Raw genomic sequence first — 15,074 nt, 5'->3', positions numbered from 1 at the left:
GGGTACTGCGCGACCTGCGCTTATGCCGGTAAAAAAAGACTGGGTTCGACCTGCACTAAAGCAAAGCGCGGGACCTGCTCGCCGTCAACTTCGACCGACTCCAGGAACATGCTCAAGGGCCGCACCCAAAAGCCGTAATCGCCATACAGGGCTTGGTAAAACACCACTTCTTCTTCCGTTTCCGAGTGCCGCGCAACGCTGAAAACGCGGTACTGCGGCCCCTTGTAATGCTGATAGAGCCCGGGTTGTAACTGCATACTCTGGCCTTCGTGGAAAACTTTTAAAAAAAACAAATAAATCTTCAGAAAAACAAAAACCGGGGCACTGGGCCCCGGCTTCCATCAACCAAACGCTTACACGCGTTCGAAGACGGTCGAGATGCCCTGGCCAAGGCCGATGCACATGGTGGACACACCGAAGGTGCCGCCATTCTGCTTCATGACGTTGAGCAAGGTCCCGGAGATACGCGCACCGGAGCAACCGAATGGGTGACCCAAGGCGATCGCGCCGCCGTGCAGGTTAACCTTCTCGTTCATCTTGTCGAGCACTTTCAAATCTTTCAGCACTGGCAGGGCCTGTGCTGCGAAAGCTTCGTTGAGCTCGAAGAAGTCGATATCGGCGATCCCCAGGCCCGCACGCTTCAGGGCTTTCTGCGTGGCCGGTACTGGACCATAGCCCATGATGGCCGGATCCACACCCGCCACTGCCATCGAACGGATCACCGCCATCGGCTGGATGCCCAGGTCCTGGGCACGCTGGGCCGACATCACGATCATGCACGAGGCACCATCAGTGATCTGCGACGAAGTACCGGCAGTCACAGTACCGCCCTTCGGATTGAACGCTGGCTTCAACGCCGCCAGGCTTTCCAGGGTGGTCTCGGGACGAATGGTTTCGTCGTAGTCGAACAGCTTCAGGAAACCGTTCTCGTCATAACCCTGCATCGGGATGATTTCATCCTTGAACTTGCCTTCCACGGTCGCCTTGTGGGCGAGTTGGTGGGAACGCACGCCAAAGGCGTCCTGGGCTTCACGAGTGATGCCATGCATCTTGCCCAGCATCTCGGCGGTCAGCCCCATCATGCCCGAGGCTTTCGCCGCGTACAGGGACATGTGCGGGTTCGGATCGACACCGTGCATCATGCTCACGTGGCCCATATGCTCGACGCCACCCACGACGAACACGTCACCGTTGCCGGTCATGATCGCTTGTGCAGCAGTGTGCAGAGCGCTCATGGACGAGCCACACAGGCGGCTGACGGTTTGACCTGCAGCCGTGTGCGGGATCTGAGTCATCAGGGAAGCCATGCGGGCGATGTTCCAGCCCTGCTCCAGGGTCTGGTTCACGCAGCCCCAGATCACGTCCTCGACTTCGTTGGGGTCAACCTTGACGTTGCGCTCCAGCAACTTGCTGATCAGGTGCGCAGACATGTCTTCGGCGCGGGTGTTGCGGTGCATGCCGCCCTTGGAGCGGCCCATCGGAGTACGACCGAAGTCGACAATCACGACGTCTCTAGGATTCAAGCTCATATGTTCACTCTCGCTCTAGTGTGGGCGCTTAACCGAAGAAGCTCTGGCCGTTCTTGGCCATTTCACGCAGCTTCGCAGTCGGGTGGTACAGCGCGCCCAGATCGGCGTACTGGTCGGCCAGGGCAACGAACTCGGCGACACCGATGGAATCGATGTAACGCAGCGCACCGCCACGGAATGGAGGGAAACCAATACCGTAGACCAGACCCATGTCAGCTTCGGCCGCAGTTTCAACGATGCCGTCTTCCAGGCAACGAACGGTTTCCAGGCACAGCGGGACCATCATCCAGTTGATGATGTCTTCGTCGGTGACTTCACGCTGCTCGTAAACGATCGGCTTGAGCACTTCCAGTACCGACGGATCGACAACCTTCTTCTGCTTGCCGCGCTTGTCGGTCTCGTAGGCGTAGAAGCCCTTGCCGTTCTTCTGGCCCAGGCGCTTGGCTTCGTAGAGCACGTCCACGGCCGAACGACGGTCATCCTTCATGCGATCCGGGAAACCCTCAGCCATCACATCGCGACCGTGGTGGCCGGTGTCGATGCCGACCACGTCCATCAGGTACGCCGGGCCCATTGGCCAGCCGAATTTTTCCATGATCTTGTCGATGCGCACGAAGTCCACACCGGCGCTGACCAGCTTGGCGAAACCGCCGAAGTACGGGAACAGCACCCGGTTGACCAAAAAGCCCGGGCAGTCATTGACCACGATCGGGTTCTTGCCCATTTTCTTGGCGTAGGCAACGGTGGTGGCAACCGCCAGCTCGCTGGATTTTTCACCACGAATCACTTCAACCAGCGGCATCATGTGCACCGGGTTGAAGAAGTGCATGCCAACGAAATTTTCCGGACGCTTGAGGGCCTTGGCCAGCAGGCTGATGGAAATCGTCGAGGTGTTGGAGGCGAGGATAGTGTCCTCTTTCACGTGCTCTTCGACTTCAGCCAGAACGGCTTGCTTGACCTTCGGATTCTCGACAACGGCTTCGACAACTAGGTCGACGTGGCCGAAATCGCCGTAGGACAGCGTAGGGCGAATGCCATTGAGCACTTCAGCCATCTTCGCTGCAGTCATGCGGCCCTTGTCAACGCGGCCCACCAGCAGTTTCGCGGCTTCCGCCAGCCCCTGCTCGATACCGTGCTCGTTGATATCCTTCATCAGGATCGGCGTGCCTTTGGAGGCCGACTGATAGGCGATGCCGCCACCCATGATACCGGCGCCGAGTACGGCAGCCTGCTTCACGTCCTTGGCGATCTCGTCATAGGCCTTGGCCTTTTTCTTCAGCTCCTGATCGTTCAGGAACAGGCCGATCAGGCTCTGAGCGGCAGAGGTCTTGGCCAGTTTGACGAAGCCTGCGGCTTCCACTTCCAGAGCCTTGTCGCGACCGAAGTTGGCAGCTTTCTGGATGGTCTTGATCGCTTCGACCGGGGCCGGGTAGTTCGGGCCGGCCTGGCCAGCCACGAAACCTTTGGCGGTTTCGAAAGCCATCATCTGCTCAATGGCGTTGAGCTTGAGCTTTTCCAGCTTCGGCTGACGCTTGGCCTTGTAGTCGAACTCGCCGGAAATGGCGCGCTTGACCAGGGCCAAAGCGGCGTCCTTGAGTTTATCGGGAGCAACCACAGCGTCGACGGCACCGACTTTCAGCGCATCTTCAGCACGGTTTTCCTTGCCGGCAGCAATCCATTCGATGGCGTTGTCGGCACCGATCAGGCGCGGTAGACGTACGGTACCGCCGAAGCCAGGGTAGATGCCCAGTTTGACTTCCGGCAGGCCGATCTTGGCGCTGGCAGCCATGACGCGGTAGTCCGCCGCCAGGCACATTTCCAGGCCTCCGCCCAGGGCGATGCCGTTGATCGCAGCAACGGTCGGTACATTGAGGTCTTCGAAATCGCTGAAGATCTTGTTGGCTTCGAGGTTGCCAGCCACAAGCTCGGCATCCGGCAGCTTGAAGTTGTCGACAAACTCGGTGATGTCGGCACCGACGATGAACACGTCCTTGCCACTGCTGACGATCACGCCCTTGATCGAAGCATCTGCCTTGATGGTGTCAACAGCCTGACGCAGTTCGTTCAGGGTTAGACGGTTGAACTTGTTGACGGACTCACCCTTGAGGTCGAAATTCAATTCGACGATGCCACTTTCAAGAGCCTTAACCGTGATGGCTTTACCTTCGTAAATCATCAACTGATCTCCACGATATGGAAGCTGAACAGTACACGTCGGACGCTGACTTCTGGCATGACACTGACGTCACCGTCGATGCTAACGCCAATCCGCCAGGCACACCCGCCAACGCGATAGTCGGGATTCTGTATAGAGTCGCTTGAGATACAAACGCTCATTTCATACGCCCGTTTGATTTGGGTACGCCACATTCAGGGAAAACCCGACAATTGTCAATCGTACAAAATACCGTTTGAAACGCGACTTTGCGGTCACTTCATCGCCCCAGAATGATCAACACACCCACGCACTTATAACCATTCATAGGATCAATATTTAGAAAAGTCGCCCTAAATCGTCCACCAACAGGGACAAAGAGCAACTAAACTCGGGAAATATCTGAAGAAGAATTGCCCCGTCCTTGCACTCGGACAGCGAGGGTGATCAACATGCAGAGAGAGAGCCACTAAAGAGTGGCTCAAGAGAGCTTACCGGCCTGCCTGGCCATCCCGCCCGATGCTGATGTCGGGCTTTTTATTGCCAGGCGTTCGCGATTGCCGCGTGCACCCGCCTACTGTTTCAGGCCAACGCCTTGAGCAAAGAGGCAATATCCTGCAAAACACTGACTTCGCCACGTTCATTCCAGTACAAGGCGATCATCTGCTTGTCAGCCTCCACCTTGAACACACCCGACGGCAACGACTGCAGATGCTTGAGTAACAACTCATCGACACAAGGCTCACGCCACTGATTGACCCAACTCCCCGAGGCTACCTGCCAATAACTCCAACAGGCCGATTGCTGGCTACGCCGTGGCCGGTGGTACTGCGGACAAGGGTTAGGCGGCTCCTGGCCCAGCCAGTGCGGCCACTCCTGAGGCGACAACTGCATGGCCAAACCCATGCGGCGCGCCTCCATCCGCAAGGCGATCAGCCCGCTTTGTCGGCGCGAGGGCCGCAGCCACGCCAACGGGCTTAGAACCACTGCAAGGATTGACACCACTATCCAGACCGTCATATCTGTACTCTCGATTCTTGATGAGCGGGGCGACGATGAAACCGACCCGCTTGAAACCAGCCATACTTGAAGCTATTGCAATCCTCAGGAGGAGCGCCTCATGTCCTACCACCATGTTCTGGTCGCCGTAGATCTAACCGAAGAGTGCGATCCTGTTATCCACCGCGCTCGCGAGCTGTCGGTAAGCAATGGAGCCAAGCTGTCCCTGGTGCACATTGTCGAACCCATGGCCATGGCGTTCGGCGGTGATGTGCCCATGGACCTCTCGCAACTGCAACAACAGCAGTTCGACCAGGCCAAGGAGCGTCTGGACCGGCTGATCAACAAGTATCCGGAGCTGACCAAGGAGTACAGCCACCTGACTTATGGCCAACCGCGCCAGGAGATTCACCACCTGGCCAAGGAACAGGAATGCGACCTGATCGTGGTTGGCAGCCACGGCCGTCATGGCCTGGCCCTTCTCCTGGGCTCCACCGCCAATGATGTCCTGCATGGCGCGCCTTGTGACGTGCTGGCAGTGCATCTGGCCAAACGCTGAGCCTACTCCAGGCACTTGCCGATCAGAAAATCCCGGCCTCCACGCCGACAAAAAGCCCGACTATTAAGTCGGGCTTTTTTATCAACCGTCGATCACTCAGGCATCCAGCTCCGCCCAACGCTCGACCATCTGCTCCAGCTCGGCATTCAACTGCTCCAGCCGGGCAATGACAGCAGCGGTTTCTGCCGCTGGGCGCTGATAGAAAGCGCCATCGGCCATTTCCGCCTCGACACCGGCAATCTGCTGCTCCATGGCATCAATCTGCCCAGGCAATGCCTCAAGCTCGCGCTGCAGTTTGTAGCTGAGTTTCTTCTTTGCCGCCGGCTCCTGTGCAGGAGCCGGCGCTTCGGCTTGCACCGACGGCACTACGGCGGAATTCAGCTCGGCCTTGCCGGACTTGTTCTCGCTCACTCCCAGCAGCCGCGGCGAACCGCCCTGGCGCAGCCAGTCCTGATAACCGCCAACGTATTCACGAACCTTGCCCTCGCCTTCAAACACCAGCGTGCTGGTAACCACGTTGTCGAGGAAGGCCCGGTCGTGGCTGACCATCAGCACAGTGCCCTGGAACGTCAGCAGCACTTCTTCCAGCAGCTCGAGGGTTTCCACGTCGAGATCGTTGGTCGGTTCGTCGAGAACCAGCAGGTTGGCCGGTTTGCTGAACAGCTTGGCCAGCAACAGTCGTGCACGCTCACCACCGGACAGCGCCTTGACCGGCGTGCGGGCACGCTGCGGGCTGAACAGGAAGTCACCGAGGTAACTCAGCACGTGACGGCTCTGACCATCGATGTCGATGAAGTCGCGACCTTCGGCGACGTTGTCGATCACGGTCTTTTCCAGGTCCAGCTGGTGACGCAACTGGTCGAAATAGGCCACATCGATCCGCGTGCCCTCTTCTACCTTGCCGCTGCTAGGCACCAGGCCACCGAGCATCAACTTGAGCAGGGTGGTCTTGCCGGTGCCGTTGGCGCCCAGCAGGCCAATGCGATCACCGCGCTGCAGGACCATGGAGAAGTCCTTGACCAGGAACGGGCCACCCGGATGAGCGAAGCTGACGTTCTCCAGCACCATCACCTGCTTGCCGGACTTGTCTGCGGTTTCCAGCAGGATATTGGCCTTGCCGGTGCGCTCGCGACGCTCGCTGCGTTCAACCCGCAGTGCCTTGAGGGCACGCACACGGCCTTCGTTACGAGTCCGTCGGGCCTTGATGCCCTGGCGAATCCAGACTTCTTCTTGGGCCAGACGCTTATCGAACAGCGCGTTGGCGGTTTCTTCCGCCGCCAGCATGGCTTCTTTATGCACCAGGAAACTGGCGTAGTCGCCATTCCAGTCGATCAGCCCGCCGCGATCCAGTTCGAGGATGCGAGTGGCCAGGTTCTGCAGGAAGGAACGGTCGTGGGTAATAAAAAGCACCGCACCCTGGAAATCCTTCAGCGCCTCTTCCAGCCAGGCAATCGCGCCGATGTCCAGGTGGTTGGTCGGTTCGTCGAGCAGCAACAGGTCCGGCTCGGAGACCAAGGCCTGGGCCAGCAGTACGCGGCGGCGCCAGCCGCCGGACAGCTCGGCGAGAGTCTTGTCAGCGGGCAGTTGCAGGCGGCTCAGGGTGCTGTCAACCAGTTGCTGCAGACGCCAGCCGTCACGGGCTTCGAGGTCGTGCTGGACATGCATCAGCTTTTCCAGATCAGCGTCAGTGACGATGTTCTGGCTCAAATGGTGGTACTGGGCAAGCAGCTCGCCGACACCGTCCAGGCCCTGGGCGACCACGTCGAACACGGTCCGCTCGTCGGCCACTGGCAATTCCTGGGGCAACTCGCCGATCTTCAGACCGGGTGCACGCCATACGGAGCCGTCATCGGGCTTCTGATCGCCCTTGACCAGCTTCATCATGCTGGATTTGCCAGTACCGTTACGGCCGATGATGCACACCCGCTCACCACGGGCGATCTGCCAGGACACCTTGTCCAACAACGGCATGGCGCCGAAAGCAAGGGACACATCGCTGAATTTGAGCAGGGTCATGTTCTTCTCCAAAAACCGGGCGCGCATTCTACCTGACTTGCGCCCTCAGAAGGCCGGCTATTTCATGCCCGAAGGCCCCGACCACACTTTTGTTGCCAACTGATGCCAGCGGGCCGGCAAAGCTTTCACCGGTTGCTGGCAAAAGGCTAAGCTAGTGAACAATCAGTGCCGGCCCTGTCGGCACTAGTCATGATTTCTCTGCCCGGATGTCTCATGCGCAGTCGCCTTTTCAGCCTTTTATCTTGCCTGCTTCTTTCTGCCACTGCCGTCCAATCCGCCCAGGCGGCGGACCTGCCCCTGCAACGTCAGTACTACGATGAAGCCAAGCGCGCCCTGGCCAAGGGTGATTCCGGGCCCTATTTCCGTTATGCCGATGCGCTGCACGATTACCCCTTAGAGCCGTACCTGGCGTACGACGAACTCACCGCTCGCCTGAAGAGTGCCAGCAATCCCGAGATCGAGAAGTTCCTCGCTGAACATGGCGACCTGCCCCAGGCGAACTGGATGAAGCTGCGCTGGTTGCGCTGGCTGGCGGAGCGTGGCGACTGGGCCACCTTCACCAAGTACTACGATCCGAAACTCAACTTCACCGAACTGGACTGCCTCAACGGCCAGTACCAACTGGGCCACAACCTCAAGGCCGAAGGTTACGCAGCCACTGAGAAACTCTGGTTGACCGGCAAATCCCAGCCGGCTGCCTGCGACGCGCTGTTCGCCCAGTGGGCTGCCGAAGGCCAGCTGACCGAACAGAAGCGCTGGCAACGGGCCAAGCTGGCAGCCGAAGCCCGCAACTACCCCCTGGCCAACAGCCTGGTAAAAAGCATGACCAGTCTGGCGCCTCAAGGCCGCCTGCTGGTGGACGTGGCGCAAAAACCCGAACTGCTGGGCCAGCCCTCACGTTTCCAGCCGGCCGATGAAGCCATGTCCGACGTGGTCGGCCTCGGCTTGCGGCGCCTGGCCCGCCAGGACCCGGACAAGGCCATGGCCCTGCTCGACGGCTATGCCAGCAGCATGCACTTCTCTCGTGACGAAAAAGTGGCCATCGCTCGCGAAATCGGCCTGACCCTGGCTCGCCGCTTCGACAGTCGCGCCTTGGACGTGATGACCAAGTACGACCCTGAACTGCGTGACAATACGGTCTCCGAATGGCGCCTGCGCCTGCTGCTGCGCCTTGCACGCTGGGAAGATGCCTATCAGTTGACCCGCAAATTGCCTCAGGACCTGGCCACCACTAACCGCTGGCGCTACTGGCAGGCTCGCAGCCTGGAACTGGCCGAGCCGAAGAACCCGCAGGCCCTGGTACTGTTCAAGAGCCTGGCCCGAGAGCGGGACTTCTATGGCTTCCTGGCCGCCGATCACGCCAAGGCCCCCTACCAGCTGAACAACCAGCCGCTGGTGCTCAGCCAGACCCTCATCAACAAAGTGCGCAACACCCCAGGCGTACGGCGCGCCCTGGAACTCCATGCTCGCGGGCAGATCGTCGACGGGCGCCGTGAGTGGTACCACGTCAGCCGGCATTTCAACCGTGACGAGATGGTCGCCCAGGCCAAGCTGGCCTACGACCTGAAGTGGTACTTCCCGGCCATTCGCACCATCAGCCAGGCCCAGTACTGGGACGACCTGGATATCCGCTTCCCCATGGCCCACCGCGACACCCTGGTGCGTGAAGCCAAGGTTCGCGGCCTGCATTCCAGCTGGGTATTTGCCATCACCCGCCAGGAAAGCGCCTTCATGGACGACGCCCGCTCCGGCGTGGGCGCCAGCGGCCTGATGCAACTGATGCCCGGCACTGCCAAGGAAACCGCACGCAAATTCAGCATTCCCCTGTCCTCTCCACAGCAAGTGCTGGACCCGGACAAGAATATTCAGCTGGGAGCCGCCTACCTGAGCCAGGTCCACAGCCAGTTCAATGGCAACCGGGTACTGGCCTCTGCCGCCTACAACGCCGGCCCCGGGCGAGTACGTCAGTGGCTCAAGGGCGCAGACCACCTGAGCTTCGACGTGTGGGTGGAAAGCATTCCTTTCGACGAAACCCGCCAGTATGTGCAGAACGTCCTGTCCTACTCGGTAATCTATGGCCAAAAGCTCAATTCGCCACAGCCGCTGGTGGATTGGCATGAGCGTTATTTCGACGATCAGTAATCATTGGCAACCGACAACAATGCCCGCAGCGATGCGGGCATTATTGTTTATGGGCTTGGGCAGAAGCCGATCCGCGCCAACAGACGCACAACCAGCTGCAGTCACTACCGAGTCCGAGGGGCTGTAGCTGTAACCAGGCGCGACGTGACCGCAAACCCAGCAATGGTGCTCCACCAACCCTCACGCATGCGCAGCTTTGGCGGGGACCGCACCCTCGCAAGTTCGGCGCAGCTACAAGGGCTCGAAAAAAGTCATTCAGCCCGAGCGCCGTCACTGAATTGCAGCGCTGCCAGGCGCGCATACAGCGGGTTGCTGGCAATCAGTTGCTGGTGAGTGCCCACCGCCACCAGCGCGCCTTGATCCATGACCGCGATCCGGTCGGCGTTCTTCACCGTGGCCAGGCGATGGGCAATCACTAGGGTGGTGCGGTTTTTCATCAGGCTGGGCAAAGCTTGCTGGATCAGGTGCTCACTCTGCGCATCCAGGGCGCTGGTGGCCTCATCCAGCAGCAGGATCGGTGCATCCACCAACAACGCTCGGGCAATCGCCAGGCGTTGTCGCTGACCGCCGGAAAGCCCCAGCCCCGCATCCCCCAGGTGAGTCTGGTAACCCTCTGGCATCTGCTCGATGAACTCATGGGCATAGGCGATCTTCGCCGCTTCCTGAACCTGCGCCAGGGTCGCATCCGGATTGCCGTAGCGAATGTTCTCTTCGATGCTGCCGTAGAACAGTGCCGGACTCTGCGACACCAGGGCAAAGCAACGCCGCAGGTCCAACGGATCGAGCTGGGTCAGAGGAACGCCATCCAGAAGTATCTGGCCCTGTTGCGGATCATAGAAGCGCAACAGCAGGTCATACAGGGTGGATTTCCCCGCCCCGGACGGCCCAACCAATGCCAGGGTTTCCCCTGCATGGATACTCAGGCTCAGCCCATCGACGGCATAGCGATCCGGACGTGACGGGTAGGAAAAGCGCAGGTTGTCCAGTTCCAGATCGCCGCGCACCCGCGCTGGCAAGCTCACTCGCCCGCTACTGGGTGGCTGGATGATGTTGTCCGCCCGCAGCAGTTCGGCGATCCGTTCCGCCGCCCCGGCAGCACGCTGCAACTCGCCGATCACTTCACTCAAGGTGCCAAAGGCGCTGCCAACGATCAGGCTGTAGAAAACGAATGCCGCCAACTCGCCTCCGGAAATCCTCCCGGCGATCACATCCATGCCACCGACCCAGAGCATCACGCCCACCGCGCCCAGCACCAGAACAATCACTAGCGTAATCAGCCAGGCACGCTGGACAATCCGCTTGCGCGCAGTATCGAAGGCCTCCTCCACCGTCACCGCAAAACGTCGCTCGTCCTGAGCCTGGTGGTTGTAGGCCTGCACCGTCTTGATCTGGCCGAGGGTTTCCGACACGTAGCTACCAACATCGGCGATCCGGTCCTGGCTCAGGCGCGACAGGCTGCGCACCCGACGACCGAAAAACAGGATCGGTACCAGCACCAGCGGCAAGGCGATCACCACAATGCTGGTGAGTTTGGGATTGGTGACGAACAGCAGGACGATGCCCCCCAGCACCATCAGCGTGTTACGCAGGAACAACGACAGCGAAGAACCGATCACCGATTGCAGCAAGGTGGTGTCCGCCGTCAGCCGCGACTGGATTTCCGAACTTCGATTGTTCTCGTAGAACCCGGGATGCAGATAAATCAGGTGATTGAACACCTGGCGCCGGATATCCGCCACGCAACGCTCGCCAATCCACGACACCAGGTAGAAACGCACGAAAGTGCCCACCGCCAGCGCCACGACCAGCAGCAGAAACAAGCCGATGGACTGATTGAGCAAATGAGGAGACTGGGTCATGAATCCCTGGTCCACCAACAAGCGAATGCCCTGCCCCATGGACAGGGTAATCCCCGCAGTGACGATCAGCGCCAGCAAGGCACCCAGCGCCTGCCAACGGTAGGGAGCGATAAAGCGGCTGGCCAGGTGCAGCGCCCGACGGTGACGAGAAGAAAGCATGCAGTTCATCCATTGACGCGCCGACGAGTGCCCCGTTGCAGCGACGGCAACGAGATGAATTCGCAGGAACTTTGGTAAATCACAATGAGTCAGGTTGATTATGACCGCTAACACTAGAGCCTAGAGATTATCGGTCTAATCTGTGGCTGGCACTCCCCGGATATTTCTGTTGGAGTGAAGTCACCGGGCCTGCCCTGGCGGCGATCTGTAACAGCTTGGTCACCCGGCCATTCTAAAGTAAGCACACAACCTGATGAGGAGACAGGCCATGTCCTTGCAACACAGCAGCAATGACAAGATTCAAGTGATCCGTACCCAGCCGAACCAGTCTCTGGGGTGTGCCATCATCGACGCCCAGGGTCGCGAAGTACCGATTACTGAAGACATGATCCAGAACGCCTGCCGCGAACTGGAAAAGCGACTGGTCAAGCCTGCTCGGCAAGATTGACACTCAGCCTCACGTCCTCTTGACCCGGCCTTATGGCCGGGTTTTTTATGCGCGATTTCCAGCCGGCGAACGGATTCAGACGGAGCTGGCGCCCAGGGCGTGGACAATCTGACTCAAGGCCGGCGACGCGCCCTGAATCCGCACTTCCAGGCCATCAATCTCGCGACGCTCCGGGTAATGCTTGCGCAGGCCATCGAACGCACTGCGCTGCTGGGCGACATCGTCGACCAGGCTGCGACGAAAGTCCGCATCGTCACGCCGCGGGTCGTACACCGCCCGACAGATCATCGCCAGCGCCCAGGCCGGATCTGCGTTGGCATTCAGGCTGACCTGCGGCACCCAGGGTGCCGGCAACAAGGTGGCCAGGCTGACTTGCTCGGCCTGGCCGAGGAAACGGCAATACGCCTGGTAGATCTGCGCAGTCCCGCGCTGCTTGCCGTCCAGGCTGTAGCCGGCAATGTGCGGCGTGGCCAACACACACAGATCCGCCAGGGCGCGGTCCACTGCCGGCTCTTCTTCCCAGACATCCAGCACCGCCTGCAGGTCCTCGCGCTGTAGCAGGACTTCACGCAGCGCCTGGTTATCCACCACCGGACCACGGGCCGCGTTGATCAGCCAGGCGCCGTGCTTGAGCCGGTTCAGCCGCTGCCGGTCCAGCAGGTGCCAGGTTGAATGCTCCCCGTGCTTGATCAGTGGCGTATGCAGGCTGATGACGTCGCAACGCTCGAGCAACTGCTCCAGGCTGACATAGTCGCCGCCTTCAGCCGCCTGCCGCTGCGGGTCACAGACCAGGACCTGCCAACCCAGGCCACGCAGCACCTTGATCAACCGCCCTCCAACTTCACCCGCACCAACCACGCCATAACAACGACGGGCCAGGTCCACGCCTTCGATTTCGGCCAGGGTCAGCAAGCTGCCCAGTACATAGTCCACCACGCCGCGGGCATTGCAGCCCGGCGCGCTGGACCAAGTGATACCGGCCTGCTGGAAGTAGTCCAGGTCCAGGTGATCGGTGCCAATGGTGCAGGTGCCGACAAAACGCACCGGGCTGCCTTCCAGCAACTGGCGATCAACCTGGGTTACCGAGCGCACCAGCAACACATCTGCCTGCTCGACACTGGCCCGGTCGATAGCGCGGCCGGGGAAGCGCCGAATCTCGCCGAAGCCGGCAAAAAACTCTTCGATCAGGGGGATATTTTCGTCGGCAACAATCAACATGGCAGGCTCCTCTTGCGGAGCCGCAGTGTAGGCGCAGAAGACTGGGCGGGCCAGCACGGCTTGTGCTTGAGCGGCCATTTCCTCCAGGCCCGAGAATTACAAATCCACAACACTGGAGTTTTTCCTGACCACTGTGTCAACGCGTAGACTGTCGCGTCCCGCGCAACACGCCTATGGACGCTACGCCCCGTGAACTCCGTAACCGCTTCCCCCTCCACCCCATCCATCAGCCGCCCTGCCCGAGTTGGCCGCGAACTGCGCGACCTGCTGGTACTGGCCCTGCCCATCATGATTGCCCAGGTGGCCACCACCGCCATGGGTTTTGTCGACGCCGTGATGGCCGGCCGAGTCAGCCCGAGAGATCTGGCGGCTGTGGCCCTGGGCAACTCGATATGGATTCCGGTGTTCCTGCTGATGACCGGTACCCTGCTGGCCACCACGCCCAAAGTGGCCCAGCGCTTTGGTGCCGGCAACTCGCACGAGATCGGCCCCTTGGTGCGCCAGGCCTTGTGGCTGGCCCTGGTGGTCGGTTTGCTGGCAACCCTGATCCTGATCAGTGCCGAGCCAGTACTGCACCTGATGAAGGTCGATCCGGAGCTGATCGAACCCTGCATGGGTTACCTGCGCGGCATTGCCAGCGGCCTGCCGGCGGTGGCGCTGTACTACGTGCTGCGTTGCTCCAGCGACGGCCTGGGGCGCACGGTGCCGAGCATGATCATTGGCCTGTGCGGCCTGGCCCTGAACATCCCTATCAACTACATCTTCATCTATGGCCACTTCGGTGTGCCGGCCATGGGCGGCGTTGGCTGCGGCTGGGCCACGGCCATCGTGATGTGGGCAATGATGTTCGGCATCGCCGGCTGGACCCACTGGGCACCGGCGTATCGGAAGATTGATCTATTCGGCCGTTTTGATTGGCCGCAATGGGCCGTGATCAAGCGCCTGTTGAGCATCGGCCTGCCCATCGGCATCGCGGTGTTCGCCGAGTCGAGCATCTTTGCGGTGATTGCCCTGTTGATCGGTAGCCTGGGCGCCACGGTGGTCGCCGGGCATCAGATCGCCCTCAACGTCAGCTCCCTGATGTTCATGATCCCCTACTCCCTGGCCATGGCGGTGACCGTGCGCGTCGGCCAGGCCCTGGGGCGCGAGCAACCGCGCAATGCGCGCTTCAGTGCCGGGGTCGGCATGGGCACTGCACTGGCTTACGCCTGCCTCTCCGCAAGCCTGATGTTCTTGCTGCGCGAGCCCATCGCGTCGATCTATACCACCGACCCGATGGTGGTCCAGGTGGCATCGATGCTCCTCGTGTATGCGGCGCTGTTCCAGTTCTCCGACGGCATCCAGGTGACTGCAGCGGGCGCACTGCGAGGCTATCAGGACACTCGCGTAACCATGATCCTGACCCTGTTCGCTTATTGGGGGATCGGTTTGCCAGTGGGTTACGCCTTGGGCCTGACCGACTGGTTCGGTCCCGCGCGGGGCCCGAGTGGCCTGTGGGAAGGCCTGATCGTCGGTTTGAGTTGCGCGGCGCTGATGCTGTCGATCCGCCTGACCCGCAGTGCGCGCAGGCAGATCCGGATCAGCCGCTCGGCAGACTAATCGAGCTTCTTGCGAATCCAGTAGAGGTAGGTACCGGCCTCTTCCTGCTGCGCCACCAGTTCATGCTCGAGAAATACGCAGAACTTGGGAATGTCGCGGCGGGTAGAAGGGTCGGTGGCGATCACTTTCAACAGCCCGCCTGCTGGCAGGTCACGGATATGCTGATGCAGCATCATCACTGGCTCAGGGCAATTGAGGCCGGTGGCGTCGAGGGTGCCGTCAACCGGCGTATCAATGATTTGACTCATGGTTCACTCCTGAAACTGGCCGGCATTGTCGCGCAATGGCGTCATCCGGTCATCTGTTGCCACTCACCTATCGGCTGGCGCGAGTGTTGGCGCACGCCGCTCCCGCCCTGCAGGAGCTGGCTTGCCAGCGAAAGCCCCCCTCA

General features: G+C 60.4%; 13 protein-coding genes. 5 read left to right on the top strand and 8 right to left on the bottom strand.

Going from position 1 to position 15,074, the window contains the following annotated elements:
* Nucleotides 1-20: 20 nt before the first annotated feature.
* From GV818_RS15700 to GV818_RS15685, 4 genes are all read right to left on the bottom strand, one after another.
* Complete coding sequence (locus GV818_RS15700) at nucleotides 21-257, bottom strand: DUF1653 domain-containing protein (protein ID WP_161753147.1); 237 nt, start codon at nucleotides 255-257, stop codon at nucleotides 21-23.
* Nucleotides 258-353: 96 nt separating this feature from the next.
* Nucleotides 354-1,529, bottom strand: coding sequence for an acetyl-CoA C-acyltransferase FadA (gene fadA / locus GV818_RS15695; protein ID WP_161753149.1), 1,176 nt, complete (start codon nucleotides 1,527-1,529; stop codon nucleotides 354-356).
* Nucleotides 1,530-1,557: 28 nt separating this feature from the next.
* The gene (fadB, locus tag GV818_RS15690; protein ID WP_161753151.1) at nucleotides 1,558-3,705 is read right to left on the bottom strand and encodes a fatty acid oxidation complex subunit alpha FadB; all 2,148 of its coding nucleotides are present in this window, start codon (nucleotides 3,703-3,705) and stop codon (nucleotides 1,558-1,560) included.
* Between the two features lie 561 nt (nucleotides 3,706-4,266).
* The gene (locus tag GV818_RS15685) at nucleotides 4,267-4,671 is read right to left on the bottom strand and encodes a hypothetical protein (RefSeq protein ID WP_372242097.1); all 405 of its coding nucleotides are present in this window, start codon (nucleotides 4,669-4,671) and stop codon (nucleotides 4,267-4,269) included.
* Between GV818_RS15685 and GV818_RS34490 the strand changes: the two genes are divergently transcribed.
* Both GV818_RS34490 and GV818_RS15680 read left to right on the top strand, forming a co-directional pair.
* On the top strand, nucleotides 4,577-4,774 hold the full coding sequence (locus GV818_RS34490; RefSeq protein ID WP_256667351.1) for a hypothetical protein: 198 nt from the start codon (nucleotides 4,577-4,579) through the stop codon (nucleotides 4,772-4,774). The two genes, GV818_RS15685 and GV818_RS34490, sit on opposite strands and share 95 nt — an antisense overlap.
* A gap of 30 nt (nucleotides 4,775-4,804) precedes the next feature.
* A complete protein-coding gene (locus GV818_RS15680) occupies nucleotides 4,805-5,242 on the top strand; it encodes a universal stress protein (RefSeq protein WP_161753155.1) in 438 nt (145 codons plus the stop codon).
* A 96-nt stretch (nucleotides 5,243-5,338) separates the two neighbouring features.
* Here GV818_RS15680 and GV818_RS15675 read toward each other — a convergent pair whose 3' ends face one another.
* On the bottom strand, nucleotides 5,339-7,258 hold the full coding sequence (locus GV818_RS15675) for an ATP-binding cassette domain-containing protein (RefSeq protein WP_161753157.1): 1,920 nt from the start codon (nucleotides 7,256-7,258) through the stop codon (nucleotides 5,339-5,341).
* Between the two features lie 213 nt (nucleotides 7,259-7,471).
* Here GV818_RS15675 and GV818_RS15670 point away from each other — a divergent pair, with 213 nt between their 5' ends.
* Nucleotides 7,472-9,400, top strand: coding sequence for a transglycosylase SLT domain-containing protein (locus GV818_RS15670; RefSeq protein WP_161776958.1), 1,929 nt, complete (start codon nucleotides 7,472-7,474; stop codon nucleotides 9,398-9,400).
* A gap of 251 nt (nucleotides 9,401-9,651) precedes the next feature.
* Here the strand turns inward: GV818_RS15670 and GV818_RS15665 are convergent, their stop codons facing one another.
* Complete coding sequence (locus tag GV818_RS15665) at nucleotides 9,652-11,427, bottom strand: ABC transporter transmembrane domain-containing protein (protein ID WP_178124931.1); 1,776 nt, start codon at nucleotides 11,425-11,427, stop codon at nucleotides 9,652-9,654.
* Nucleotides 11,428-11,686: 259 nt separating this feature from the next.
* On the opposite strand from GV818_RS15665, the gene GV818_RS15660 reads away from it, so the two are divergent.
* The gene (locus GV818_RS15660) at nucleotides 11,687-11,866 is read left to right on the top strand and encodes a PA1571 family protein (protein ID WP_011060254.1); all 180 of its coding nucleotides are present in this window, start codon (nucleotides 11,687-11,689) and stop codon (nucleotides 11,864-11,866) included.
* Between the two features lie 75 nt (nucleotides 11,867-11,941).
* Here GV818_RS15660 and pdxB read toward each other — a convergent pair whose 3' ends face one another.
* Nucleotides 11,942-13,084, bottom strand: a complete 1,143-nt coding sequence (gene pdxB / locus GV818_RS15655) for a 4-phosphoerythronate dehydrogenase PdxB (RefSeq protein WP_161776956.1) — start codon at nucleotides 13,082-13,084, stop codon at nucleotides 11,942-11,944.
* Nucleotides 13,085-13,273: 189 nt separating this feature from the next.
* On the opposite strand from pdxB, the gene GV818_RS15650 reads away from it, so the two are divergent.
* Complete coding sequence (locus GV818_RS15650) at nucleotides 13,274-14,683, top strand: MATE family efflux transporter (RefSeq protein ID WP_161776955.1); 1,410 nt, start codon at nucleotides 13,274-13,276, stop codon at nucleotides 14,681-14,683.
* On the opposite strand, the gene tusA is transcribed toward GV818_RS15650, so the two are convergent.
* Complete coding sequence (tusA, locus tag GV818_RS15645; RefSeq protein WP_161753167.1) at nucleotides 14,680-14,931, bottom strand: sulfurtransferase TusA; 252 nt, start codon at nucleotides 14,929-14,931, stop codon at nucleotides 14,680-14,682. The genes GV818_RS15650 and tusA overlap by 4 nt on opposite strands.
* Nucleotides 14,932-15,074: the final 143 nt, after the last annotated feature.

Origin of the sequence: Pseudomonas sp. Fl4BN1 (genome assembly GCF_009908285.1) — a bacterium.
Lineage (GTDB): Bacteria > Pseudomonadota > Gammaproteobacteria > Pseudomonadales > Pseudomonadaceae > Aquipseudomonas.
Note: the sequence above shows the minus strand (reverse complement) of the source record. Positions and strands in the feature narration are given on the sequence as shown.

What these genes read in the sequence shown, in the direction of transcription:
- GV818_RS15700 (WP_161753147.1), bottom strand. Translation starts at nt 257, where the DNA reads ATGCAGTTACAACCCGGGCTCTATCAGCATTACAAGGGGCCGCAGTAC.
- fadA (WP_161753149.1), bottom strand. Translation starts at nt 1,529, where the DNA reads ATGAGCTTGAATCCTAGAGACGTCGTGATTGTCGACTTCGGTCGTACT.
- fadB (WP_161753151.1), bottom strand. Translation starts at nt 3,705, where the DNA reads ATGATTTACGAAGGTAAAGCCATCACGGTTAAGGCTCTTGAAAGTGGC.
- GV818_RS34490 (WP_256667351.1), top strand. Translation starts at nt 4,577, where the DNA reads ATGGCCAAACCCATGCGGCGCGCCTCCATCCGCAAGGCGATCAGCCCG.
- GV818_RS15680 (WP_161753155.1), top strand. Translation starts at nt 4,805, where the DNA reads ATGTCCTACCACCATGTTCTGGTCGCCGTAGATCTAACCGAAGAGTGC.
- GV818_RS15675 (WP_161753157.1), bottom strand. Translation starts at nt 7,258, where the DNA reads ATGACCCTGCTCAAATTCAGCGATGTGTCCCTTGCTTTCGGCGCCATG.
- GV818_RS15670 (WP_161776958.1), top strand. Translation starts at nt 7,472, where the DNA reads ATGCGCAGTCGCCTTTTCAGCCTTTTATCTTGCCTGCTTCTTTCTGCC.
- GV818_RS15665 (WP_178124931.1), bottom strand. Translation starts at nt 11,427, where the DNA reads ATGAACTGCATGCTTTCTTCTCGTCACCGTCGGGCGCTGCACCTGGCC.
- GV818_RS15660 (WP_011060254.1), top strand. Translation starts at nt 11,687, where the DNA reads ATGTCCTTGCAACACAGCAGCAATGACAAGATTCAAGTGATCCGTACC.
- pdxB (WP_161776956.1), bottom strand. Translation starts at nt 13,084, where the DNA reads ATGTTGATTGTTGCCGACGAAAATATCCCCCTGATCGAAGAGTTTTTT.
- tusA (WP_161753167.1), bottom strand. Translation starts at nt 14,931, where the DNA reads ATGAGTCAAATCATTGATACGCCGGTTGACGGCACCCTCGACGCCACC.